Origin of the sequence: Halothermothrix orenii H 168, from assembly GCF_000020485.1 — a bacterium.
GTDB lineage: Bacteria > Bacillota > Halanaerobiia > Halanaerobiales > Halothermotrichaceae > Halothermothrix > Halothermothrix orenii.
Map to the genome: position 1 here is coordinate 1,746,774 of NC_011899.1, position 25,040 is coordinate 1,771,813.

Consider the following 25,040-nt stretch of genomic DNA (forward strand, 5'->3'; position numbering starts at 1 on the left):
CTTTAACTTATAGCATACATTAACTTTAAATTACATCTTATTACTTTAGTTTATATTTTATCATTATTATATAGAGTTGCCAACTGCTATAATTATAGACCTGTTAATCGGATAGCTCCTGCATATTTTCTCTTCCAGTACTTCCGGCTCATACTATCAAGCCTTACCTCTTTATTGATCAAAACATGGATAAAGCTATCATCATCTACCATTACCCCGGAGTGGGTGATTACATTTCTATATAGTTTAAAATAGGGAATATCCAGGGGTTTTAAGTATCTATAATGCCCTACTTCCTCTCCCAGGGTCCTTATTCCCCTGATGTAACGATCTGGTTCCTGTTTATACCAGTCATCAGGCACAAACTCACCGTCACCAACAGGCAAATCTACCCCGAGTTCTTTAAAAAATAAATAGACAAGGCCCCAGCAGTCAACCCCCTGATAGGATCTCCCGTTATGCTTATATGGAATCCCAATTAACCTGTTAACTATTTTTTTAATCTCTATATCCAACTTTACCCCACCTTTTTTCTTTTAGCATATTCATTACCAACCTCAAATGACAAAAGTGGGGTTTAATTTATGAGTCCCTTAAACTTAGCAACATCTACATTAATTTTTATTGGTTTAAAGTTATTGTACTTCAGGGTTACCCTCCAGGACCCATTATTTCAGTCTTTATAGTTAAAGTAATTCTGGTTTAAAGTTCATAAAATACTGAAACGACATATATTATAACCATACCGGGTGGGGTATAGTTATTTACTTTAATCTTTTTGTCTAAGTGGCTAAAGTTTATTTATAAATGGACTAAAGACTATTAATAAATGACTTTAACTCATCAATTAGCAATACCCGGACCGGAACACCATCTGCATGTTTTATATTTAAAGGAACCATAAGAAGATAATAATTACCCTCAGGTACATCCTCCAGTCTAAGGCCTTCTATGATATAAATTCCTTTTGATAATAAAATTTTATGGGTGGGATGACCTGGTTGATTCCGCTCAATTCCCAGGGAGTCAATCCCCACTCCCGTGATATTCTGACGGGCCAGATATTCTGCCCCGGTTTCACTTAGGAAAACAAAATCAGTCGTAAAATCATCCCGGGTAGAATTCTCGGTCTTTAATAAAACAAACTCATTACTACTAATATTTTTACCTGATAAATGGGTTTCAGTAATCTTATCATCAACACCGGTCAGATCCAGAACAGTACATTTTGAAATAACATCTTCAAGGTTAAAATACTCTATATCATCCCCGTTTTCTATCATATGGAGGGGGGTATCGAGGTGGGTTCCGGTATGAAGGTCAAGGGTTACTTTAGTCTGATGAACATCAGAGGACAAAAAGTCCTGGACCACGCTAAAGACCGGCTTCATCTCCTCCCTATTTTTATAAACTGGCATTCCGGAGTGGACAGGCATGGAAATATCATATATTTTCACTTTAATCACCCCATATAATTAACATAGTTAGCTTAAATAAATGAACTTAATACTAAATATTAGCATTTGATATAAACATTAAAATATCTGACGTTTAATGGAAACTTCAAAACTGAACAGTAATCTTAAACATTCCACCAGTGATGGCCTTCCTGCTGCAGCATTTTCTCAGCCGCTATCGGACCCTGAGAGCCGGCATGATAATTTGGAAAATCGGGGTTGTTATCCTGCCAGGCCTCTGCAATTTTATCTATAAAGCTCCAGGAGTATTCAACTTCATCCCACCTCGTAAAAAGGGTCTGGTCCCCGAGAATTACATCCTGCAGTAGGCGTTCATAGGCTTCAGGGGAATTCTGCCCGATCTGACAATTCTGGCAGAAGTCCATGTTAACCGGTATTATAGTCTGCCTGGTTCCCGGTTTCTTGGTATTAAAGCGAAAATATACCCCTTCCCGGGGTTGAATCCTTATAACCAGCAAATTGGGGTTAATGGAATTAAAATTTTTCAAATAAATAGGGTGAAGCATATCTTTAAACTCAATAATAACCTCAGTTGATTTTTTCTGAAGACGTTTCCCTGTCTTGATATAAAATGGAACACCTGACCATCTGATGTTATTGATATAAACCTTAAGGGCAACAAAGGTCTCCGTCTTTGAATCCGGATCTGTCCTTTCTTCATCACGATAACCGGGAACCCGTCTTCCCTTTATTTTCCCGGGACCATACTGACCCCTTACAGCGAATTTCCTGATATCAGCGGTATCCATCTCCAGTAAAGCCTTCAGGACCTTGACCTTCTCATCCCGGATTGACTCAGTATCCAGAGTAGCAGGAGGCTCCATTGCTGTCAGGGTTAATAATTGAAGCATATGGTTCTGGACCATATCCTTTAAGGCCCCGGCCTGCTCGTAATAGCCGCCTCTACGCCCCACCCCGGCCGATTCACTGGAGACAATCTGGATATTATCTATATAACGATTATTCCAGACCGGTTCAAAAATGGTATTGGCAAATCTAATAGTCATTATGTTCTGGAGCATCTCTTTTCCCAGATAATGGTCAATCCGGTAGGTGTTTTCTTCATTAAAGACTGCTGTAATTTTATCATTAAGTTTTCTGGCAGAATCCAGGTCATGTCCAAATGGCTTTTCAATAACAACCCTGTTCCAGCCACTCCCGCCCTGGTTTACTATGTTAAACTCCTTTAGTTTATCGACAATGATTCCAAAGTATTCAGGGGCTACTGCCAGATAGAAAATCCTGTTTCCTCCGGTCTGGTACTCCCTCTGATTCTGGCATAAAAAATTCTTAAATCTGCTATAACCCTCATCTTCCCTGAAGTCAAATCTCTGATAAAATATCCTGGAAGAAAGAGAGGACCAAACACTGTCCTCCACTTCATTCCTTGAATATTTATTAATAGAATGATATATTTCATCCCGGTAGATTTCGTTATTTTTATCGCGACGCCCTATAGAAATAATAGGAGCATTATCTGGTAACAGACCCTGGGCCTGGAGATTATAAAGGGCTGGCATTAATTTGCGATGGGTTAAATCACCGGTTCCCCCGAATATAATAATCTGGCAGGGTTCCAGTTCGTTATTCTTTCTTTTCAACTTTATGACCTCCAAATTCATTCCTTAACGCGGCAATAACTTTACCGGCAAAACTATCTTCCTGCTGAGAACGATACCTCATAAACAGGGAACCGGCAATAATGGGCACCGGGACTTTAAGTTTTAGAGCCTCTTCTACAGTCCATAGACCTTCTCCTGATGAATGAACTATACCCCTGATTTCATCCAGTTCCGGATCCTTCTTAAAGGCCTCCTCTGTCAGTTCCATTAACCAGCCCCTTATTACCGAACCATGGGACCAGACCCGGGCTACTTCCTGATAGTTAATGTCAAAATCACTCTCTTTGAGGACTTCAAATCCTTCCCCGATAGCCTGAAGCATTCCATATTCTATTCCATTATGAACCATTTTTACAAAATGGCCAGACCCAACCCGGCCGGTATGGAGATAACCCTTATCAACATTAATATCCTTAAATACAGGCTCAAGATAACTAAATACCTCATCTTCAGCCCCAATCATCATACAGGCCCCATGACGGGCTCCTTCTACTCCCCCACTGGTACCGGCGTCAACCAGATGAATTCCCCGTTCTTTTAACTCCTTGTAACGTCTCAGGGTATCCCGGTAATGGGAATTACCACCGTCTATTATAATATCACCCCGGTCGAGCAGGGGTGTTAAATCATCTATGACCTGTTCTACAGGAGCCCCGGCCGGAACCATAACCCAGATAACTCGCCGTGTCCTGAGCTTATCGACAAGCTCTTCTAAACTATAGGCCCCTTCTATTCCCTCTTTTTCTGCCTTTTTTACTTTTTCCTTACTTCTATTGTAAGCTACCACCTCATGACCATGTTCCTTTAAATTAAGGGCCAGATTATACCCCATCCTTCCTAAACCTACCAGACCAATTCTCATTTTCTATCACCTCTTCTTAATATTATTAGTAAAATCGTAGAACTTTATTTTGTTTTTTATAATATGTAAGGTAAATATAACATAAAAAAAATAACTATAACTGTTAATAACTTTACATTTTTATATATGAACAAATTGTTCGTCTATAATCATTTTAAAAGAAAAAAAATTGTTTATTCCAGAATTACCCATAAAAACACCTGTGTTTAATTCTGGATATTAAAAGAAAAACCGGGCCTGAGCCCGGTTAAAAAGCCTGACAAGGCTTTAATATGCGTATAATTTTCCATAAGGACGGCTGGAAAAAGGTTTTAACCTGGTAAACCTACCCTCCAGTATTTCATTAAGGTTTAGTTTAAACCTCCTGCAGTAGGGAGTTAAAATTTCAACAAGTCTGGTCCGGTCACTTTCATCAATTTCCGATACATCTATTTCTGGTCCAAGCTGGTTACCGTCAACTTCCCCCCTGATATACATGACACCTCCGTGCATTCCAACCCCGACATGGTTACCTACAATAGGTTCACCAGGCCGGCCCGTTAATCCCAGGACCACCAGATAACCACCGGCCATATATTCACCAAGAAAGTCACCGGCTTTGCCCCCTACTACAATTACGGGTTGTTTGTCTCTATATCCCTTCATATGAATACCGACCCGGTAGCCAACATTATCCCTGATATAAATACTTCCTCCCCTCATGGCATAACCTAAAATATCACCGGCCTGCCCATGGACAGTAATTACCCCCTCACCCATGGTATTACCAATACCATCCTGGACATTACCGTAAACAGAAATCTCAACACCACTGGCAAAGGCAGCCATATCATTCCCGGCAGTACCTTCTATGTTAATCTTGACCGGACCTTCAAAACCGCTTCCTATATACCGCTGTCCGTTCACATTTACAAGCTTTATTTTATCATGTCCCTTTTTAATTAATTCCTTTATATTGTTGTTTAATTCCCGGTAATGGATCCCGGAAGCATCCAGTTCAACCACTGTCCTCACCTCTTTTCAACAATATATTTATATTTTAGCTAATTTTATAATTAAAAATTGATGATAACTGGTTTTTTAACGGGTCTAAAATGGGGCAACGTCCAGTTTTTGACACAAAAAATTTTGAAAGACCCTGGTTAACTAATATTTAGTACTTAAACCTCTCATCTACTGTCCGGCATGTTTGATTCCCAGAATTTTAAGTTCTTCACTATTCAACCCCATTCCCCGCAACATGAGCCTGTTTCCCCTGAGGCTTTCAATAGCATTGATACCCATACCACCGAGCATCTCTTTTATTTCATGGGACCAGGCCCTGATCAGGTTTTTAACCCTTTCAACCCCTTTTTCCGGGTTCAACCTGTTGACAAGGTCCAGACGCTGGGTTGCTATCCCCCAGTTGCATTTACCTGTATAACACTTCTGACACATATGGCATCCCAGGGCTATCAGGGCAGCTGAACCGATATAAACAGCGTCAGCCCCCAGAGCAATTGCTTTAACTACATCGGCACTGTTTCTTATACTCCCCCCGACCACCAGGGAAACCCGATTACGCAAACCCTCCTGCCGCAAGCGGGTATCGACCGCTGCCAGGGCCAGCTCTACGGGAATACCGACATTATCCCTGATCATGGTAGGAGCGGCCCCGGTTCCCCCCCGGAAACCATCTATAGCAATAATATCAGCTCCAGCAGTGGCAAGACCGGATGCAATAGCCGCAACATTATGCACAGCTGAAATCTTGACCGAAACTGGCTTTTTATAATCAGTCGCTTCCTTCAGGGCGTAAATCAGCTGGCGTAGGTCTTCAATAGAATAGATATCATGATGGGGAGCAGGAGACAGGGCATCTGTACCCGGGGGAATCATCCTGGTTCTGGATACCTCATCCCCCACCTTTTCCCCGGGAAGGTGTCCACCAATTCCCGGCTTGGCTCCCTGGCCTATCTTTATTTCTATAGCAGCTCCGGCCTCGAGATACTCCTTATGGACCCCAAACCGCCCCGAAGCCACCTGCACTATAGTATTATTACCATACTGATACAGTTCCCGGTGAAGCCCCCCTTCACCGGTATTATACATAATGCCCAGTTCAGAAGCCGCCCTGGCAAGAGATTTACAGGCATTTAAACTGATAGAACCAAAAGACATGGCTGAAAACATAATCGGGGTTTCAAGTTCTAACTGGGGAGGTAACTTTTCCAGCTCACCTTCCCCGGTAATGGTAAGTTTATCAGGTTTACGTCCCAGGAAAGTTTTTAATTCCATCGGTTCTCTTAAGGGATCTATGGAAGGATTTGTAACCTGGCTTGCGTTTAATAGAATGTGGTCCCAGTATATTTTCTTAGGGGCCGGACTCCCCATACCGCTAAGAAGGACCCCACCTGTTTCAGCCTGTTTATAAATATTATTTATCATTTCGGAAGTCCAGTTATAATTCTCCCGGAACTGAAGGGGATATTTTTTGATTCCAAGGGCATCAGTGGGACATAAACTTACACAGCGGTGACAGTTAACACAGTTACGGTTACGGGCCATCATTTTATCCTGGTCTTCATCATAATAATGGACTTCATAGGCACACTGTCGTTCACAGAGGCGGCAGTTTATACACTTTTCATAATCCCTTTCAATAATAAACTCTGGATTGCGATGGCTTGAACTCATTCCTCATCTCCTCCTTCCATTAGTGCTATAACCGGTTCTCCTCCCCGGGGTGTCCAGACTGTATCTGGTTGAGGACAAATTTCCCTGATGGCAGATTCTTCACTGGCAACGAAAATACGCTCCTGATCCTCAGCCACTACCAGTGGCCTTAATTTTATGCGGTCATTGAGGGCCAGAAACCCATTTTTATGACCCAGTATTATTGAAAAAGGACCATTCAGGAGGGCATTACCGTAAATCAATCTAACTGCTTTCAGGAGTTTTTGTTCTTTATCATCCATTTTCTCTATCTCATCCCATAGTGGAGCCGCCAGGGCTTTAACAGCTATCTCAAGGGGAAGTTTATGTTTTCTTAAAAGGAGATCAAACAAATAGGTAATAACCTCGGTATCGGTCATCATGGTACATTTATAACCAAACATTTCAATATAGCGCTGGTTGGCTCCATATGAAGAAATCTCCCCATTATGGACAATAGACCAGTCCAGTAAAGTAAAGGGATGAGCCCCTCCCCACCAGCCTGGAGTATTGGTTGGAAAACGGCCATGGGCTGTCCAGAGATAGGCCTTATATTCATCAAGGCGATAAAATTCACCAATATCCTCTGGATATCCCACCCCTTTAAAGACCCCCATATTCTTACCACTGGAGACAACAAAGGCCCCCTGTATTTCATCATTTATCCTCATAACACACCGGACTACATATTCATCAGTGTTGAGTTCTGAAGTCCTCAGTTTCTGAATGTCGGGTTTAACGAAATACCGCCAGATTATCGGGGCATTAGTTATATTTTTCGTCTTCCGGGTAGGGATTTCTTCAGAAGCAGATACACTGAAATGCCGATTCAAAAAATATTCCACATCTTCTTTTGCCTCCAGGTCATCATAAAACATATGAAAGGCATATTCATCTTTATGTCGGGGATAGATTCCATATGCCGCAAACCCCCCACCCATTCCGTTGGACCTCTCATGCATCAGGGCGATGGATTTTATAATATCACTACCATCAAAGCGATGACCTTTTCTGTTAAGAATGCCACTGATGGCACAACCTGACATTATTTTTTCTCCGGGTTGACTTCCCTGCATCATTTTAATCACCTCACCTGCAGTATTTTCTAAAAGGAGACCATTAAAAATTGAACTCCTGGTTTAAGCAACGGTAAGTTTTTCAGTAAGTTGCCCTGCTTTTTCGGTTACCAGAGGGATCAGGACATCTTCCAGATAATCCATTGTTATCCGGGTACAGGGCCCGGAAACACTGATAGCCCCCAGAAGCTTATCACCATCACCACCAAAAAAGGGAGCGGCCACACATCTTACCCCCAGCTCCATCTCCTCGAGATCAAGGGCATAACCCTGTTCTCTTATATTAGCCAGTTCTTTTTTTAATTCATCGGGTTCAGTAATGGTATTATCAGTATACCTTTTAAAGTCAGTTACTTTGAGATAGTAATCAATTTCATCTTCATCCAGATAGGCCAGCAATGCTTTGCCAGAACCGGTACAGTAGGCTGGCCCTCTACTCCCTACACTGGCAAACATCCTGACCATATTGGTAGATTCAACCTGGTCTAAATAAACCACTTCATAATTCTCCATCACTACCAGATTACAGGTCTCATTACAGCTTTCGACAATTTCTTTTAAATAGGGTCTTACCAGTTTTTTAATATCAAATTTACGGGTAATAATATTGGCCATTTCAAACGAATGGAGCCCGAGGCCATAATTTCCGTCTTCATCCTGTTCAACATACCCCATATCAACCAGGGTATTTACCAGCCTGTGGACAGTACTGATATTTATCCCCACCCTCTTGCTCAGGGTGCTGAGGGGCAAAGGGCTACCCGCTTTAACCAGTTCTTCATATATTTTAACGGCTTTTACCACGGAACGGACTACAGTACCTCTATTCAAAAAAATCACCCCTTTTTTCATTATGTAAAATGATTTTTCGTTATATGAAACTAAAATCGGGTAAAAAAATACTACCATAAGGCAGTATTTTTTTAATTATAACCTGAATCCTACTTCCTGTCAATTCTTTTTTTAATTCTGAGCCCGGTCGGGGTTGTAGCCAGCCCGGCCTGTGATGTTTCCTTAAGGAACTGGGGTAAAAGATTACCGATATCAATCATGGCTTCAATTACTTCATCAGGAGGGATAACACTTTCAATACCGGCCAGGGCCATACTGGCCGCAGTAAGGGCATGGGTAGCGGCAAAACCATTTCTTTTAACACAGGGAACTTCAACCAGTCCAGCCACAGGATCACAGGCAAGGCCCAGTAAGTTTTTCAGGGCCAGAGCAAACCCATGGCCGACCATTTCCGGATTTCCACCCAGTAGTTCGACAACAGCCCCGGCTGCCATGGCTGCTGCCACACCACACTCGGCCTGACAGCCACCGGCTGCACCGGCCAGGGTAGCTTTTTTAGCAACTATTTCCCCCAGACCTGCTGCAGTAAAGAGGCTTTTACATATTTTTTTATCAGAAAGGTCATATTCCTGGCCGACCGATATCACTACCGCAGGAATAACACCACTGGAACCGGCGGTGGGGCAGGCCACAATCTTGCCCATACCGGCATTAACTTCCGAAACTGCCAGGGCATTAATAATAACTTCATGATATAACCCCCCGCTCAGGGGGCCACTGTACCCCACTAACCGGTGAGATTCACCGCCAATAACTCCACTCGTTGATCTAATAATACCTTTTCGTCCTTCATTGATGGAGTTTTTCATAACCTCAAGGTTATGCATCATCTGTTTTTCAATAGATATCTTTGATCTCTCTGAATCCTCCATTTCCGTCCTGATGACAACCTCCGAAATGGTGGTATCAAGATCAAAAGCCAGGTCTATTAAGTCTTTGATAGTAGAATACTCCATTATAGACCACCTTTCAAGAGGGTTTTATAAAGGGGGTATATACCTTACTTTTAAGATATCTTTCATCCCCTGTAAATGATCAATAATATCCTCATCCACATCCTGGTCAAGCTCAATAATACTGGAACCTATCGTCCCTCTTTTCTTCCTGAAAACCCTCATAAAAGCAATATTTAATTTATAGCAACCGAGAATTGAAGTAATAATCCCCACTTCCCCGGGTTTATCCCGGTGAAGGACCCAGAGGGTTGGATAATTACCCCTGATATTAACTTCATAACCATCTATATTATGAACCACTATATTTCCCCCACCGATGGATGAACCAGTTACCTCCAATTCTTTATCCCCTTTTTTCAATTTTATTAAAACTGTATTGGGATGAACATCTTTCATTTTTATTGAATAAAATTTAACATCAATACCATTCTGTCGGGCTATCTCGAGGGATTTTTTTATCCTGGTATCATCCACTTTATAACCCAGCAACCCCCCGACCACTGCTTTATCGGTACCATGGCCGTGGTAGGTCTCAGCAAAGGAACCGTGGAAATAAATCCTGGCCTGCTCTATTTTATCCCTGAAAAGAAGCCTGGCCAGGCGGCCTATTTTGGCAGCACCTGCAGTATGGGAACTTGAAGGGCCAATCATTACAGGACCCATTATATCAAATACACCCAATAATTTCCCCTCCTGATAAATTAATTAGTTATCCTTAACTGGCCATCCTTTCCGACACCAGGGATTTAATATATTTGATAGCCTTTTCCAGCTGGTTATCAACTTTACTTTCAGAATCATACTCGACAGTAATGTCTGGTTTAATCCCCTTTTCATGGATATACCTTCCCTCAGGTGTAAAATAATTGGCTGTAGTCAGGCGGAGAGCCGAACCGTCATCAAGGGGTATTACCGTTTGAACCGTTCCCTTGCCATAGGTTGTCGTTCCCATTACTGTTCCCCGGTTATGATCCTGAATAGCACCGGCCACAATTTCAGAGGCACTGGCACTATATCCATTAACCAGAACCACAAGGGGTAAATCTATACTGGAAATGTTAGATTCGACTTTAAAACTCTTCTCCTGGCCGTTTCTCTGCTTTATGGAGACTACTTCTCCATTTTCAACAAAATTACTGGTAACTGTTATAGCTTCTGTTAACAATCCTCCAGGATTATTACGTAAATCGAGGATTACTCCTTTCGCCCCTTTTGACATCAGCTCCAGTAAACCCCTTCTAACTTTCTGACCTGTATTCTCAACAAACTGATGAATCACAATATAGCCAATCTTATCATCTTTCATTTCCCATTCTACATATGGAATCTCTATATCAGCCCTGATAATTTCAACATCAAAGAGTTCTTTTTTATTTTCCCGTTTTATAGTTAGGATAACTCTGGTACCGGGTTTGCCCCGCATAAGGTTTACAGCTTTCTCCTGGGGCATATCTTTAGTTGGTTTTCCATCAATGGCAACAATGATGTCACCTGATTTTAAGCCAGCTTTATCACCAGGAGTGTTTTTGAAAGGCTGAACCACAGTTAACTTGTCATCATAGGTGCTGATTACTATACCAATACCACCATAATGGCCTTCAAATTCAAACTGCATGTCCTCATATTCCTCAGGGGTCAAATACCCGGAATACGGATCCAGAGAATCCACCATTCCCTTGATAGCACCCCGCATCAGCTTATCCAGCTTGACATCTTCAACATAATAATTTTTTATTAGATAAATAACATCCTGAAAGGCATCTATGGATGTATATTCCTCCTCAGCAAAAGCAGAAAAATTTATGGTAAATAATAATATTACCAGAACCAACACTGTATTAAGATACTTTTTCAATGTTACCTCACCTACTCCTTATGTAATTTATATTTTCTCCTTCATAATTATTTTCAAGACCCACCCCCTTTTTTCCTGCCTTTAGAAAAGGATTTATAAATGCAATAATTTCATATTTTATAAATTAACCGGTTATTAAACTTGCCCCGGCCTTTATCATAGTTTATTATACCTTCAGGTAGGTTAATATTACCCCGGTCCCTACCCCGATAGAAAACAGTTCTAAAAACAGGGAAATATTGAAAAAGCTGTAATGAAGTAAAGGCAATCCTGAATAACTGGTCACCAAAAAACCATATAAGGAATAGTAAAAACCCTGCAGGGAAATTGTTACCATTACCAGGGCCAGAATATTAATTAAAGTGAGGGTGTAGAGTAAAGGTAACTGGTATAATTGCTTTTTTCCTTTAAGTTTTTTTACAAGCTGTATTTCATCCTGATAAGAATCCCTTATATTTTCAAGGTATCTATCATTGACATAGATATAAAAAAACACAAAGAGAATAAACAGTATCGTCTGAAAATCCTTAATTTACCAATATTGCCCATAAGAGGAACCAGGTGGAGTAATTGAAGTCTCAGAAGAGAAGGTGTTGAAATAGTTGAGGACAGGTAGTTTAGATTTATTATGGTGATATAACTTAGCCCGAGCATAAACTGCAGTAAAAAGGAATTTAAAAAAAACATAATACTCTGATTCAGGTTCAGGATCAGATTACGGCATGCTTCCCGGCAGGCAAAGAAAAATGTTTTAAGCATAGGATCCCTTCCCGGGAATATTAATTTTCCCATTATTTATATCTATTAATTTTTTTCTATTATCCATTATTATGTTGTCACTGGTTAGCCAGATGATGGTCGTTGACAGTCTATTTATATCCTCCATCAGGTGGGTAATTCCCTTTGCATTGACCTCATCAAGGTCTCTGGTCGGGTCTTCAAGTAACAACATGGAGGGATAATTAACAAGGGCCTGAGCAACATTGGCCCTGACCAATTGATGGTCCAGCAATTCATCTGGTGTCAGGTTAGATTTATCATAAATGTCAACAATCTGGAGTAATTTTTTGATCCGCGGTTTAACAAATTTAGGAGAAACACCCTTGACGGTCATAATATACCTGAGGTTTTCTAACAGGGTTCGGCGGGGTAATAATATATTATCCTTATAAACTACCCCCAGATTCTCCCTTTTAACAGAAGTTGAATAATATGAGCTATTAAACCACCTTATCATCCCTTTATCTGGTGCAACCTTCCCTGTCAACAAATCTCTCAACAGTTTTAATATCCGATCATTATTTGCTTTTATTAAAACAAAATCCCCGTGGTTTATGTTAAATGATAAATTCTCAATTTGAGTGTCTTTTACTTTCTTAAAGACCTGATTAAAAATTATCATTTATATCCCCTTTCAAATGGGATTTTTATCGGCACTAAATAGTATACTTAATCTAAAGCTATTATATAAAAAATGCCCACAGGTAATTTAATCTACCTGTGGGTTTTCCTTCCTCTATAGTATTATATTATAAAATATATATTAATCCGCTTCTTTAAAACCCTCACCCAGTACTTCATGGGCATTGGTAATTATAACAAAGGCTTCAGGATCAATGTTATATACCAGTCTCTTCAATTTGGTTACTTCTGACCGTGATATTATACACAAAAGAACATCTTTGTCTTCACCGGTATATCCCCCGTAACCTTTTAGGCCAGTTACACCCCGTTCCAGGGATGACAGAACTTCATCCTTAATCTTTAGAGAATGACGGGATATTATTAAAGCTACTTTACTGATATCAAGACCTTCCTGAACAAGGTCTATGGTTTTACTGTTAATAAAAATCGTCAGGGTCGCATATAGAGCTACTTCTACATTAAAAAATATCCCGGCCAGAGCAACTACAAAACCATCAGCCAGTAACAAACCCTGTCCCATACTCATTCCGGTATAATGATTTATCAAGCGGGCCACCATATCAGTACCACCGGTGGTTCCTTTAAAGCGGAATACCAATCCCAGACCGAGGCCACCCAGGACACCACCGTATATAGCAGATAGTAACAGATTATTGGTAAGAGCAGGTACCAGGGGCTGAAACAGGTCAGTAAAGATAGATAAGGTTATAATTCCATAGACTGTTCTGGCCCCAAAGGAAGCCCCGAGAACCTTTATCCCTGTTATAAATAAAGGAATATTTATTAATAACATGGTTATACCTACCGGTAAATCAAAGAGATAATATATTACTGTAGCCAGTCCACTGACACCACCGGCAGCAATTTTATTGGGAATTAAAAATAAGGTTAACCCGAGGGCAGTTAAGATGGAGCCCATCGTTATTCCCAGATAATCAATAAAAAGCTGTTTCTTACTGAGTTTTAGCTTTGTTTTCACGATATTACACCACCCCTGTTATGGTCTTATAGACTTATTTTATAAATTTATTCCATTTTCACCAGAAAAACTATTACAGTAACATTATTACATTAAATTACATTTAGACTGAAAAAATTAGAAGCTATTTTAATCACTGAATAGAAATAACTATTTAGACCATTTTTTAATTTATTTTATAACCTGTCTTTTAAATACTTTTTAAAGACCAGATATACAAACCGGGGAAGAGCCATCATTCTAATAATGCGTTTTGGTTCCTGCCTTAGTCTATACAACCACTCCAGATGATTTTTCTGCATCCACCGGGGAGCCCTCTTCAAATTACCGGCCAGTATATCAAAAGAACCTCCGACTGTCATGGCAACCCCTGCCTTTAATTCTGTTAAATTATTATAGAGGAATTCCTCCTGGCGGGGAACACCCATCCCGACAAAAATGAGATGTGGCTTAAGGGTATTAATCTCCCCTATAACCTTATTCTCCAGCTCTTTATTAAGATAACCATGATGATACCCGCTTATTTTAAGGCCGGGGTATTTTTTTTCTATATTAGCAACAGCCTTTTTAATAACCTCCTGTTTACCACCGAGGAAAAAGACCTTTAAACCTTTTGACGCAGCCTCTTTAAGTAATTCCTTCATAAGATCAAAGCCAGCAACCCTTTCTTTTAAGGCCGGCTTTATCAGGCGGGAAGCCAGGACCACTCCGGCTCCATCGGGAATTGTTAAATCAGCCATGTTAAGAATATGGGCCAGGTTTGAATCCCGCCGGGCCCTGACAATAATCTCAGAATTGGGAGTTACAATTAAGCGGCAACGGCCCCCTTCCTCAATATACTTGACAACTTTACTTATGGCTTCTCCCATAGAAACATTATCAACCTTTATCCCGAGAATATCTACCCTATTTCCTGTTACCATGGTTATAACCACCCTCTATTAAATTAAGGGCAAGCTCAGCATTCTGAAGGGCTACTTCCCTGTATTCTTTCAGTCTGTTATCAAGTCGTTTTGAAAATGCTTCCCGGTCTGACCATAATCTATTGAATGTATCTTTCAGTAAATCTACCCCGGGGTCTTCTATATCAATTACATAGTTTTCCCTCACCATATTAATAAAGTTATCAACCTTGGGGTCATAGCTTATCCCCAGAAAGGGAATACTGTTTAAAGCAGCAAAAATCAGGGAATGGAGTCTGACACCTACCAGCAGGTCCAGGTATGAAAAAAGTGATAACATCCCGGCGGGGGTATATTGTTTCTCCAGAACTACTGCAGGTCTATCCAGGAGTTTTTTTAATTGATAACTGATCTCTTTATCCTGATAATAATGCATGGGTATTATCAGGAACTGGCCTCCGCTTAAATCTGATAGATAATTAAGTCCTGAAGCCAGGTTTTTAATATATTCACTATCTCCCCAGGGCCTGACCGAAACCCCGATAACCGGTTTATCCTTATTTATAATATTATCCAGCTGACTGTTTTTGTTGATTTTCCCTATATAACCCGCCTTCCCTGCCAGACCAAAAACAGGGTCAACCGTTATTTTAATTTTAGGCTGGTCCACCCCCAGTTCCACAAGAAGTTCTTTTGAAGCCTCGTCCCGGACTGTTATTAAATCAGTTCTGTTACCAACAAATTTTATTAATAACCGACCCAGGGTTCCCCGGACCGGACCGATTCCCTGGGCATAAAAGGCGGTCTTTTTACCCATAAGCTGGGCTATTAAAACGAGTCCCAGATAATAGGGAATACTTTTCCATCCGGTAATATCCTGGAGCAGGCTTCCTCCACCGCTAAGAAAGAGGTCACACCTTTTAATCTCCTGGATTATGGCCCTGAAATTATTTCTATTTATAGCCCTGACCCCATACCTTGAAGCAGTAATCTCCGGCCTCCGGGACAGAACACAGATATCAACCGGTTTATTCACTGCTCTTATATTGCTGATTATCCCCAGTAGTATGGCTTCATCACCTGTATTTTCAAAACCATAATACCCTGATATTATAATTTTACTCATTGTGATTACCCCTGTTTTTAAATTTAACAATTTCATAATAAAAAGCTTGTTTACAATAATTAACCATAAAAATTAATTTTTTCAGTCCTGTTTTAAGACCCCATTTAAAATTAGTTATGAAAGGGTCTGATAAATTTATTATACACCCACTTACAGGCTATTGCTAATATAATTCCTATCAGCAAACCGAGCCATAATCCATGAACAACCCGTATTAAAGATATTATTAAAGGAGTATGGGTATGGCCAAAAGTATTGATAACCGTTACCTGACCGATACTGGCCAGTACGACAATGATTAAGTACATAACTCCGGGTTTAACCCTGTTTTTTAAAAAGAGACCGAGATATAAAAAGGGATGTCCGATTAAAAACTCCTTAAAGCGAGGTCTAACATAAAGGAGTTTCTCCAGTCTCTCCCGGAGTATAAGCTCCCAGGGCGGGACCGGTAAAAAAGGGTAATTTCCGGTCCGTCCGATATAAACCAGCCCCCCCAATACCAGTAGACCAGTATAAAAGATATGTTTTACTTTAATATTTTTATCCATTATATTAGCAATTTCTGTCATCCAGTTTAATTTTTTATCTCCATAAATATATTCACGGATATAATAATAAACAATAATTAACAACGGTAATAAAAAGCTAATTTTAACCCCTCTAAATTGGTCTACCTTCAAAAGAAAACTGGTCCGGGCAAGACTGGTTACCACAAATAGAGCTCCGATTAAAGTAATGCAGGTTGTTTTTACGTATCTTACCATTAAATTTTGAGACGAGTCTCCGGCCAGTAGCTGGCTAATTACAGCCAGGACAGGGAAAACTATACTGGCTCCCAGGGCCAGCAGCTGACGGAACAGGGTTTCTGGAAGCAAAAATGTTAATATTAAGTCCCCGCCTACCATAATTATTCCTGAATACAGGATGAGTTTGATATCCAGGTGGGGAAAAAGATATGTTAAGAGAAGGATAAATCCCAGAATAACACCGATACCGGTTAAAATAAGTAATGGCCTCGAGGTTTTAAAATGGTTAAAGGGAGTTGCTTTCCCGGGTTGATAACCACTCTTAACCAGTTTTGCTGACAGAGTCTTGATAAAAAGCCTGTTAACCTGTAAGAGGTCTTTCTCTGGGACAGACTCTTTGATAACCGGTTTTAAGTACAATATCCTGACATTTCTTTCCCTGACTGCCCTCAAATATCGATTAACAACCTTATTCAGTGAATATTTAGCCATTTCCTCCTGCTGGATACTGTGAACCCTGATGACATCATAATTAAGCCTGTGGGCCAGGTCTACAGCCCCCTTTTGATAGGCAATAAAGGGTTCTATCATCCCAAACTTTATGTTCTCCTCTTGCATAAAAGAGACTGTATTGTCCAGGTCACCGGGATAACCGGTTACTTCCTGACCCTCAAATATAATATAATCGGGATTTAACCAGGCAGGAATACTCTTTTCCAGTGGTAAGTTATTACTGACCCGGGGAATAACCTTTAAGTTCATTCCCTCCAATACCGAAACCATATTTCGGTCAAAGCCGACACTCAGATTTAGATAACTGTCTTTCCAGTCAGGAAAATAGATAACTGCCTGTCCATTAATTTTGTTATAGGAAGTGTTGTACCGCTCTTTCCAGTCACCTGCTAAAGTTTTCAGTTTATCAATAACTCCGTTATCATCTGATATTAAAACGGCTCCCCCTTTGAGGTCATAATTTTTTCCAATATATTCAATAACAGGGGTGACATTCCCGGTGACAAACTTTAACCTGTCAATATCTTCACCGGTAAGTAAGTGTGCTTTCCCTTCTGTTATTAAGGTCTCCACATTATTTTCATAGACAGCAACCCCATTAAGCCCGGCTGATTTTAGTTCATTAAAGAATTGAATTCCTTCACTCTCCCTGATATCAACCAGTGATTGCAGACTTTTATAATCAATAATCAAATCAACCCCGGTATTATTTCTTTCGACACGATAACGTTCTCCCGAACTTATCAGGGTAATAATAACTATTACCGCCAAAAATACAAACATCATTTTCTGGTATTTTTTTAATCCTTCCATGAGGATACCGCCTTTCTCACCGATTTACCACCGTTAATTTCTACTTCACCAGATTTAATTAAAACCTCTTCCACTTTAACCGGTAACCCCAGTCCCCTGAAATCAAAGGAAAACTCTTTATCATTTATAACCTCGGCAATGGCTTCAGAGGAAAGCTGAAGTTCCTCAATCTGGATACCGGTCGGTACAAAACTAACCCGGTTTACCTTTGCAACCTGAAACTTACCGGTCAGCTTAATATTTATAAATCCCACCTTACCAGACATAAATACCTGGCCAGGTAGGAGTTTAATGGTAAAATTATTGAGTGAAGGATAGTTCTTTTGAATAAATTTATTAATATCTTCCTCAGTAATTTTTATATTTAAATCAGTATTACTACCCCTGATTTCACCGTCAGTTACCCTGACATCTTCAATATAGCTTTTAAATGATGTGACCGGAAGGTTGTTAACTATGAGATTGGTACCCCTGACTTCAACCCAGTCTGCCCGTTTAATAACCAGCTTAAGGGCAGGAAAAGCCCCGAGGTTGACCCTGAGGCTTTCAACTCCATCAACCCGCTGTTTAAAGGCTTCCTTAATCTTTTTCTCAGCAAGCCCGGGCAAGAATACCTGGGTTACCACCAGTAAAACCAGCAGAAAAATCAATGTTTCAAGAAAATACCCTCTTCTCCTCATATCCAGCTCCCTTCATTATTCCCTGCCTTTATTACCCGTCTTCAGATAGGCCTCAATAAACTCATCAATATAACCATCCATCACCTTCTGGACATTACCTTCCTCCAGACCGGTCCTGTGATCCTTTATGAGATTGTAGGGGTGGAAAACATAAGACCGGATCTGGTTACCCCAGGCAATCTCTTTATTTTCTCCCCTCAGCTCTTCTATTTTCTCAGCCCGGGCCTCTTTCTTTAATTCCAGTAGCCGGGCCTTTAAAATCATCATGGCCATTTTCTTGTTTTTATGCTGGGAACGTTCATTCTGACACTGGACTACAATACCGGTCGGTATATGGGTAATCCTTACAGCTGAATCTGTCTTATTGACATGCTGGCCACCGGCCCCACTGGCCCGGTATGTCTCTATTTTCAAATCACCGGTATCTATATCAACCTCAATATCATCATCAATTTCAGGAATAACATTAACTGAAGCAAAGGATGTATGCCTTCTCCCTGAAGAATCAAAGGGAGAAATCCTTACCAGTCGGTGAACACCCTTTTCACCTTTTAGATAACCATAACTATATTCACCGGAAATCAGAAGGGTTACCCTCTTAATACCGGCTTCATCACCGGGCAGGTAATCAAGGGTTTCTACCTTATAGCCATGGCTTTCTGCCCAGCGAACATACATCCGCAATAACATATCTGCCCAGTCCTGGGATTCAGTCCCACCGGCTCCGGGGTGAATGGACAATATAGCATTACAATCATCATATTCCCCATTCAGTCTGAATTTCAATTCCATCTTATCGATCTTTTCTTCCAGGGAGTTAATATAATCCTCAACTTCACTCCAGAGCTCCCTGTTGGTTTCATCCTCTTCGGCCAGTTCAATCATAACCTCTGCTTCTTCCCTGAGCTCATCCAGTTTTTTCAGGGATTTAATCCTGTCTTTAACCACCTTGGATTTTCTGGTAATTTCCCGGGCCTTCTTATTATCATCCCATAACCCGGGGTCTGACATTTTTTTATTGAGTTTTTCTCTTAATTTAAGGAGATTATCCCAGTCAAAGGTAATCCCTCAAATCTGAAATCCTCCGGGACAGGTTCTCCAGTTTCTGGGTATAGTTCATATCTTTTAACATATTTTATTACCTCCCACAACAGTGTTTATACTTTTTGCCACTACCACAGGGGCAGGGATCATTTCTCCCAGGTTTATCAGGTTTTACAATGGGCTGTCTTTTAGCCTTCTTTTGGGGCCTGTTTGCCCGGTTTGATAAAAAGTTACGGCGGTATTTCAACCTCTTTAACATAATGGGATCTAAATTTATTTCCCGTTCCTTTACTTCAATCCGGAATAAGTTTTTAATTATCTCTTCCCTGATAGTTCCCGTCATACCATTAAACATATCATAGGATTCAAATTTATATTCTGTTAACGGGTCCCGCTGGCCATATGCCCTTAAACCAATACCCTGTCTCAATTCATCCATATTATCCAGGTGATTCATCCAGTTCCGGTCAATGATTCTGAGGGCCAGGTTCTTGATCAGCTTTTGCATGGACTCCTTACCTATCTCAGCTTCTTTTTCTTCATAGGTTTTTGTGGCAATTTTAATTAATTCTTCTCTTATTTTTTCCCGATCCTTATCCTTGAAGTCCTCTTCATTAATATTGACCAGATTAAATTCAGACAGGTATTTAATCAGACCGTCTATATCCCAGTCATCGGGATGGACCTCACTGGAAAGATAGGTATCCATAATATCATCAACCAGCATTTCTATCATACCCATTATATACTCCTTGAGGTCAGATGCAAAGAGGATTTTCTTCCTCTGCTCATAGATTATTTCCCGCTGTTTATTCATAATATTATCATATTCAAGGATGGTCTTACGTATTTCGAAATTTCTTCCTTCGACCTTTTTCTGGGCCCTTTCCAGGGATCTTGTTATCATTTTATGCTCAATGGGCTGGTCATCATCAAATCCCATCCGGTCCATTAACATACTTATATTATCAGAGCCAAACAATCTCAGGAGGTCATCCTCCAGTGATACGAAAAACTGGGATGAACCGGGATCTCCCTGCCTTCCGGAACGCCCCCGCAACTGGTTATCGATACGGCGGCTTTCATGTCTTTCGGTTCCGATGACATGGAGTCCTCCCAATTCTTTTACACCTTCACCGAGCACAATATCCGTACCACGCCCGGCCATATTTGTAGAAATGGTAACACTATTCTTTTGACCGGCCTTTTTAATAATTTCTGCTTCCTTTTCATGGTTCTTGGCATTCAGGACCTGGTGGGGAATACCTTTTCTCTTCAGCATTCTACTTAACTTTTCCGATTTTTCGATATCAACAGTACCGACCAGGACCGGTTGTCCTTTTTTATATTTAAGGGCTACTTCTTCAGCAACAGCTTTAAACTTGGCCTCCTCGGTCCTGAATACAACATCAGGAAGGTCCTCCCTGATCATTGGTTTATTGGTAGGTATCTGGACAACTTCCATGCCATAGATTTTAATAAACTCTTCTTCTTCAGTGGCTGCCGTACCGGTCATACCGGCCAGTTTATCATACATTCTGAAAAAATTCTGATAGGTTATACTGGCAAACGTCTGGCTTTCCTTATTGACGGCAACACCCTCTTTAGCCTCTATGGCCTGGTGGAGCCCTTCACTAAACCTCCTGCCTTCCATAATTCGTCCGGTAAATTCATCTACAATTTTAACTTCTCCATCTTTAACAATATAATCCCGGTCTTTTTTCATCAGGGTATGGGCCTTTAAGGCCTGATTTAGCTGATGGGCAAGCTGGAAGTTTTGATCATCATAGAGGTTTGAGATATTTAACTTTTTTTCCACCCGGGCCAGGCCCTCTTCTGTTAAATGGACGGTCCTGTTTTTCTCATCAACCTCATAGTCCCTACCTTTTACAAGCCTGGGGATAATCCGGTTAAACTTCCGGTAATCTTTAGTTGTCTCCTGAGCCGGCCCTGAAATAATAAGGGGGGTCCTGGCTTCATCTATTAGAATACTATCAACTTCATCAAGAATGGCATAATGTAGTTCCCCCTGTACGACATCATCAGGATTATAGGCCAGGTTATCACGGAGATAGTCAAACCCAAATTCATTATTGGAACCATAGGTTACATCTGCCTGGTAGGCCTTTTTTCTTTCCCGGGGAGTCATCCCGTTTAAAATAACACCAACAGACAGGCCTAAAAACCGGTATATTTGTCCCATCCATTCACTATCCCTTTTAGCAAGATAGTCATTAACAGTAACCACATGAACACCTTTACCGGTCAGGGCATTGAGATATACCGGCAAAGTGGCAGCCAGGGTTTTCCCCTCACCGGTTTTCATTTCGGCAATTTTACCCTGGTGTAACACAATACCACCCATAAGCTGGACATCATAGTGTCTGAATTTTTCTGAAGTAGACCTCTGGGCCGCTTCCCGGACTACAGCAAAGGCTTCCGGTAATAATTCATCAAGGGTTTCACCTTTTACAATCCGTTCCTTAAATTCTCTGGTTTTATCCCTCAATTGCTCATCTGAAAGCTTCTTCATATAGGGTTCAAGACTGTTAATCTCATCAACAATGTGCTGTAATTTTTCCAGTTCCCGGGTATTTGAATCTTTAAAGATATTTTTTATAAATTTTAACAATTTGACCACCTTTTCTTTTTCAACCTAAAAATAATGCCAGGGTAAAAATTCCCTGACATTTTAAAATTCTCTAGATTTTATTATAACACCATTTTTGTCAAATCTCAATGAAGAGATTTATCTACAGGTTCCAGATGAGCATTTTATATCATGTTACCATACATCTAGCCATGTTGCCATATATTATTTAAATAAAGGGGGAATCAATTAAGCTCAGGGAAGTTTATTTCAATATTTCCCTGGCTTCTTCATCAAGGGCTTCAGTGACAAAAGGAATTCCTGTTTCCCGCTCGGTTTCACGGTTAGCTGACATCAAATCAGACCTTTTTATTTCTTTAAGGTTAAATTTACGGGCACCTGCCATAAATTGCTGTAAACCTGCCTTTAATTTATCAACAAAGGTATAAAGGGCAACTGCCCCAAAGGGGATATTTTTCATTTCGTCCTTGCCGACCATTTCCTCAACATCATACCAGCCGGCAAAAATACTCTCCGGTGTTTCTCCCAGTTCTTTTACAGTCCTGGGCAACTCATCCCAGTGTCCGTTTAATTTCTCCTTCCGGTCCGGATAAAAGACACCTTCAATATTTGAACCGAGGAAGCCAGGTATCATCGGAGCCCTTCCCATACAGACCAGTTTCACATAAGGGGAACCCATGGCTACTGCCTTAAAGATATGATCCTCCCGGGCCAGGCCACCGGCAAAGGCCATATCCGGAACCTCATAACCATTTTCTGATAAAATATCAGCATATTCAACTGCTTTTGCATGAAGTAACAATGACGGTACTCCCCAGTGTTCCATCATATTCCAGGGGCTCATGCCGGTACCACCACCGGCCCCATCTATTGTTAACAGATCAAGCTTAGCCTCTGAAGCGAATTTCAGGGCCATAGCAAGTCCCTTCATACCATAAGCCCCGGTCTTTAAGGAAATCCGTTTGAATCCCAGGTTTCTTAAAAATTCTACAGAGTTAAAAAACTCTTCCTTTAACTGATCAACATTTTTCGCCCTGGTTCCCCCGAGGCGACTATGTCGGGCAAAACTCTTAATAGAGCCATTTTTAAAGGCCTGTTGGTTTTTCTCGACAGTAGGATCAGGGTCTACAACATACCCTCTATCTGCCAGGAATTTAGCATATTCCAGGCTCTTCACCTGAATTTCTCCACCAATATCTTTTGCCCCCTGGCCCCATTTCAATTCAATAATGACATCATCACCATATTTATCAATAACATACTCAGCAACACCGTTTCTGGTGTCTTCAACATTTAACTGAACAAAAATAGCACCATAACCATTATAATATTTCTGGTAGGTTTCAATACGCCGATCCAGTTCCGGAGCCTTAACTACTTTACCATTTTCGATAACTGCCTCTTTATCAACCCCGACTACATTTTCACCGATTACAATGGGGAATCCAGCCAGGGCAGCTCCGATGGCAAAAGAGTCCCAGTACTTAGCAGCAATAAAGGTTGAACCCAGGGCTCCAGTCATTATGGGAACCTTACATCTGGTTTCTATTTCATTCCCGAATTCTGTTTCCACATTTGCATTAGGAAAAATACAATCATCGGCATCATCTGTTAATCCTTCATTTAAACCATCTGCCCCATGGGTATATCCCTGAATTCTTAAGGAATGGTAACCAACACCGACCGGTGATATATTACCACTCCCTGATGTAATCTCACCAAAATCCCTGGGGTATAATAATTTACGGCCAACAAGGGATGATAACCAGGTTTCACACTTTCCCTTGCAGTCTGCCCGGCACAGAGTACATAGACCTGACTCAGCCGGATCACCCCTGTTTACTGTTCCCAGTGCATCATTTCTTTTTCTCCAGTTTAACATCTAACTTCTCCCTCCTGAATAAATATTGGTATAATAAAATGTTCTTCTATTATACGAAAAATCCTTTTCACTATGTGAAAATATATTTAATATTTCGTATAAATATAAAAAAACTAATTGAAAAAAATAATTGGCCTGCGCGTACAATCATTTTGAAAAAATTGGCGACACATTAAAAAAAGCCACCGCATGGGTGGCTAAAATTCGATAAATAACAATTATCTGTCACTATTTGTATTAAATTGTTGGCACTTAAGATATTCCATTATGCTGGTTTAATTATATCCAGTATTTTAAAATGTAGGCTCAATCAATCCATAATTACCATCTTTTCTTTTATAGACCACATTAACCTGTTCCGTATTGGCATTTGTAAAGACAAAGAAATCATGGCCAAGCAAATCCATTTGCATGGCGGCTTCTTCTACAGACATTGGTTTTATAGCAAATTTTTTGGTCCTGACAATTCTGGGTTTAAATTCATCCTCCTCACTATTTAAAATCTCTTCTCTTCTCTCTTCTTTATATTCTTTTTTAAATTCCTGTTTCCTCTCCCTTATTTTTCTATTAATTTTGGTTTTATATTTATGAACCTGACGTTCCAGTTTTTCCAGTACTCCGTCAATAGAGGCATACATGTCCTGAGATTCTTCTTCCCCCCTTAAAATAAGACCGTTGAGGTAGGCAGTTACTTCGACAATGTGCCTGCCCTTTTCTACTTCCATAGAAATATGGGCTTCCTGGGGCTCACCATCAAAGTACTTTCCTAATTTACTTACCTTTTCTATAGCATATTCTTTTAAAGCAGGGGTAACATCAATATTCTTTCCATATGTGGTAATCTTCAATACTGCCCACTCCTTTCGTTCCCTTTTATTAATAATATTCGACAAAAAGAAAATAATTCCTGCCAACCAGATAATT

At 40.5% G+C, this 25,040-nt stretch carries 22 protein-coding genes; all 22 read right to left on the minus strand.

Going from position 1 to position 25,040, the window contains the following annotated elements:
- Positions 1–92: 92 nt before the first annotated feature.
- On the minus strand, positions 93–515 hold the full coding sequence (locus tag HORE_RS08470) for a C40 family peptidase (RefSeq protein ID WP_012636557.1): 423 nt from the start codon (positions 513–515) through the stop codon (positions 93–95).
- Between the two features lie 297 nt (positions 516–812).
- Complete coding sequence (locus tag HORE_RS08475; protein ID WP_041606000.1) at positions 813–1,457, minus strand: cyclase family protein; 645 nt, start codon at positions 1,455–1,457, stop codon at positions 813–815.
- 125 nt (positions 1,458–1,582) lie between these two features.
- Positions 1,583–3,079: a glucose-6-phosphate dehydrogenase gene (gene zwf, locus HORE_RS08480; protein ID WP_012636559.1), complete on the minus strand. Its 1,497-nt coding sequence runs from the start codon at positions 3,077–3,079 to the stop codon at positions 1,583–1,585.
- Positions 3,063–3,962 (minus strand): phosphogluconate dehydrogenase (NAD(+)-dependent, decarboxylating), encoded by a 900-nt coding sequence (gene gnd / locus HORE_RS08485; RefSeq protein ID WP_012636560.1) that lies wholly within the window; start codon positions 3,960–3,962, stop codon positions 3,063–3,065. The genes zwf and gnd overlap by 17 nt, the downstream gene beginning before the upstream one ends.
- A 267-nt stretch (positions 3,963–4,229) precedes the next feature.
- A complete protein-coding gene (locus HORE_RS08490) occupies positions 4,230–4,967 on the minus strand; it encodes a GltB/FmdC/FwdC-like GXGXG domain-containing protein (protein WP_012636561.1) in 738 nt (245 codons plus the stop codon).
- Positions 4,968–5,135: 168 nt separating this feature from the next.
- Positions 5,136–6,638 carry a glutamate synthase-related protein gene (locus HORE_RS08495; RefSeq protein ID WP_012636562.1) on the minus strand — a complete coding sequence of 501 codons (1,503 nt, stop codon included), beginning with the start codon at positions 6,636–6,638 and terminating at the stop codon, positions 5,136–5,138.
- Complete coding sequence (locus HORE_RS08500; RefSeq protein ID WP_427852753.1) at positions 6,635–7,732, minus strand: class II glutamine amidotransferase; 1,098 nt, start codon at positions 7,730–7,732, stop codon at positions 6,635–6,637. The genes HORE_RS08495 and HORE_RS08500 overlap by 4 nt, the downstream gene beginning before the upstream one ends.
- A 63-nt stretch (positions 7,733–7,795) precedes the next feature.
- Positions 7,796–8,563: an IclR family transcriptional regulator gene (locus HORE_RS08505; protein WP_012636564.1), complete on the minus strand. Its 768-nt coding sequence runs from the start codon at positions 8,561–8,563 to the stop codon at positions 7,796–7,798.
- A 110-nt stretch (positions 8,564–8,673) separates the two neighbouring features.
- Positions 8,674–9,540, minus strand: coding sequence for an L-serine ammonia-lyase, iron-sulfur-dependent, subunit alpha (gene sdaAA, locus HORE_RS08510; protein ID WP_012636565.1), 867 nt, complete (start codon positions 9,538–9,540; stop codon positions 8,674–8,676).
- A 24-nt stretch (positions 9,541–9,564) separates the two neighbouring features.
- The gene (gene sdaAB, locus HORE_RS08515; protein ID WP_012636566.1) at positions 9,565–10,221 is read right to left on the minus strand and encodes an L-serine ammonia-lyase, iron-sulfur-dependent subunit beta; all 657 of its coding nucleotides are present in this window, start codon (positions 10,219–10,221) and stop codon (positions 9,565–9,567) included.
- A gap of 34 nt (positions 10,222–10,255) precedes the next feature.
- Positions 10,256–11,395, minus strand: a complete 1,140-nt coding sequence (locus HORE_RS08520) for a S41 family peptidase (RefSeq protein ID WP_012636567.1) — start codon at positions 11,393–11,395, stop codon at positions 10,256–10,258.
- Positions 11,396–11,561: 166 nt separating this feature from the next.
- Positions 11,562–11,891 (minus strand): hypothetical protein, encoded by a 330-nt coding sequence (locus tag HORE_RS08525; protein WP_012636568.1) that lies wholly within the window; start codon positions 11,889–11,891, stop codon positions 11,562–11,564.
- A gap of 255 nt (positions 11,892–12,146) precedes the next feature.
- Positions 12,147–12,797: an ATP-binding cassette domain-containing protein gene (locus tag HORE_RS08530; protein ID WP_012636569.1), complete on the minus strand. Its 651-nt coding sequence runs from the start codon at positions 12,795–12,797 to the stop codon at positions 12,147–12,149.
- A gap of 141 nt (positions 12,798–12,938) precedes the next feature.
- Positions 12,939–13,799, minus strand: a complete 861-nt coding sequence (locus tag HORE_RS08535; RefSeq protein ID WP_012636570.1) for a YitT family protein — start codon at positions 13,797–13,799, stop codon at positions 12,939–12,941.
- A 176-nt stretch (positions 13,800–13,975) separates the two neighbouring features.
- Positions 13,976–14,722, minus strand: coding sequence for a WecB/TagA/CpsF family glycosyltransferase (locus HORE_RS08540; RefSeq protein ID WP_012636571.1), 747 nt, complete (start codon positions 14,720–14,722; stop codon positions 13,976–13,978).
- A complete protein-coding gene (gene csaB, locus HORE_RS08545) occupies positions 14,706–15,827 on the minus strand; it encodes a polysaccharide pyruvyl transferase CsaB (RefSeq protein WP_012636572.1) in 1,122 nt (373 codons plus the stop codon). Before csaB ends, HORE_RS08540 begins: the two co-directional genes overlap by 17 nt.
- A gap of 110 nt (positions 15,828–15,937) precedes the next feature.
- Positions 15,938–17,899 carry a DUF5693 family protein gene (locus tag HORE_RS08550; protein WP_012636573.1) on the minus strand — a complete coding sequence of 654 codons (1,962 nt, stop codon included), beginning with the start codon at positions 17,897–17,899 and terminating at the stop codon, positions 15,938–15,940.
- Complete coding sequence (locus HORE_RS08555) at positions 17,887–18,579, minus strand: LmeA family phospholipid-binding protein (protein WP_012636574.1); 693 nt, start codon at positions 18,577–18,579, stop codon at positions 17,887–17,889. The genes HORE_RS08550 and HORE_RS08555 overlap by 13 nt, the downstream gene beginning before the upstream one ends.
- Positions 18,580–18,594: 15 nt before the next feature.
- Positions 18,595–19,711, minus strand: a protein-coding gene (prfB, locus tag HORE_RS08560; protein WP_143710053.1) for a peptide chain release factor 2 whose coding sequence is annotated in 2 segments (ribosomal slippage) — positions 18,595–19,644 and positions 19,646–19,711 — 1,116 coding nt in all. Because the reading frame shifts where the segments join, the coding sequence is not laid out codon by codon here.
- Positions 19,712–19,717: 6 nt separating this feature from the next.
- A complete protein-coding gene (gene secA, locus HORE_RS08565; RefSeq protein WP_012636576.1) occupies positions 19,718–22,255 on the minus strand; it encodes a preprotein translocase subunit SecA in 2,538 nt (845 codons plus the stop codon).
- A gap of 223 nt (positions 22,256–22,478) precedes the next feature.
- A complete protein-coding gene (locus HORE_RS08570) occupies positions 22,479–24,116 on the minus strand; it encodes a glutamate synthase-related protein (protein ID WP_012636577.1) in 1,638 nt (545 codons plus the stop codon).
- A gap of 293 nt (positions 24,117–24,409) precedes the next feature.
- The gene (gene hpf, locus HORE_RS08575; RefSeq protein ID WP_012636578.1) at positions 24,410–24,964 is read right to left on the minus strand and encodes a ribosome hibernation-promoting factor, HPF/YfiA family; all 555 of its coding nucleotides are present in this window, start codon (positions 24,962–24,964) and stop codon (positions 24,410–24,412) included.
- Positions 24,965–25,040: the final 76 nt, after the last annotated feature.

Bases quoted from the DNA above. Each gene is read 5' to 3' on its own strand.
- gnd (WP_012636560.1), bottom strand. From the start codon at position 3,962: ATGAGAATTGGTCTGGTAGGTTTAGGAAGGATGGGGTATAATCTGGCC.
- HORE_RS08495 (WP_012636562.1), bottom strand. From the start codon at position 6,638: ATGAGTTCAAGCCATCGCAATCCAGAGTTTATTATTGAAAGGGATTAT.
- HORE_RS08500 (WP_427852753.1), bottom strand. From the start codon at position 7,732: ATGCAGGGAAGTCAACCCGGAGAAAAAATAATGTCAGGTTGTGCCATC.
- sdaAA (WP_012636565.1), bottom strand. From the start codon at position 9,540: ATGGAGTATTCTACTATCAAAGACTTAATAGACCTGGCTTTTGATCTT.
- HORE_RS08530 (WP_012636569.1), bottom strand. From the start codon at position 12,797: ATGATAATTTTTAATCAGGTCTTTAAGAAAGTAAAAGACACTCAAATT.
- HORE_RS08540 (WP_012636571.1), bottom strand. From the start codon at position 14,722: ATGGTAACAGGAAATAGGGTAGATATTCTCGGGATAAAGGTTGATAAT.
- csaB (WP_012636572.1), bottom strand. From the start codon at position 15,827: ATGAGTAAAATTATAATATCAGGGTATTATGGTTTTGAAAATACAGGT.
- HORE_RS08550 (WP_012636573.1), bottom strand. From the start codon at position 17,899: ATGGAAGGATTAAAAAAATACCAGAAAATGATGTTTGTATTTTTGGCG.
- HORE_RS08555 (WP_012636574.1), bottom strand. From the start codon at position 18,579: ATGAGGAGAAGAGGGTATTTTCTTGAAACATTGATTTTTCTGCTGGTT.
- HORE_RS08570 (WP_012636577.1), bottom strand. From the start codon at position 24,116: ATGTTAAACTGGAGAAAAAGAAATGATGCACTGGGAACAGTAAACAGG.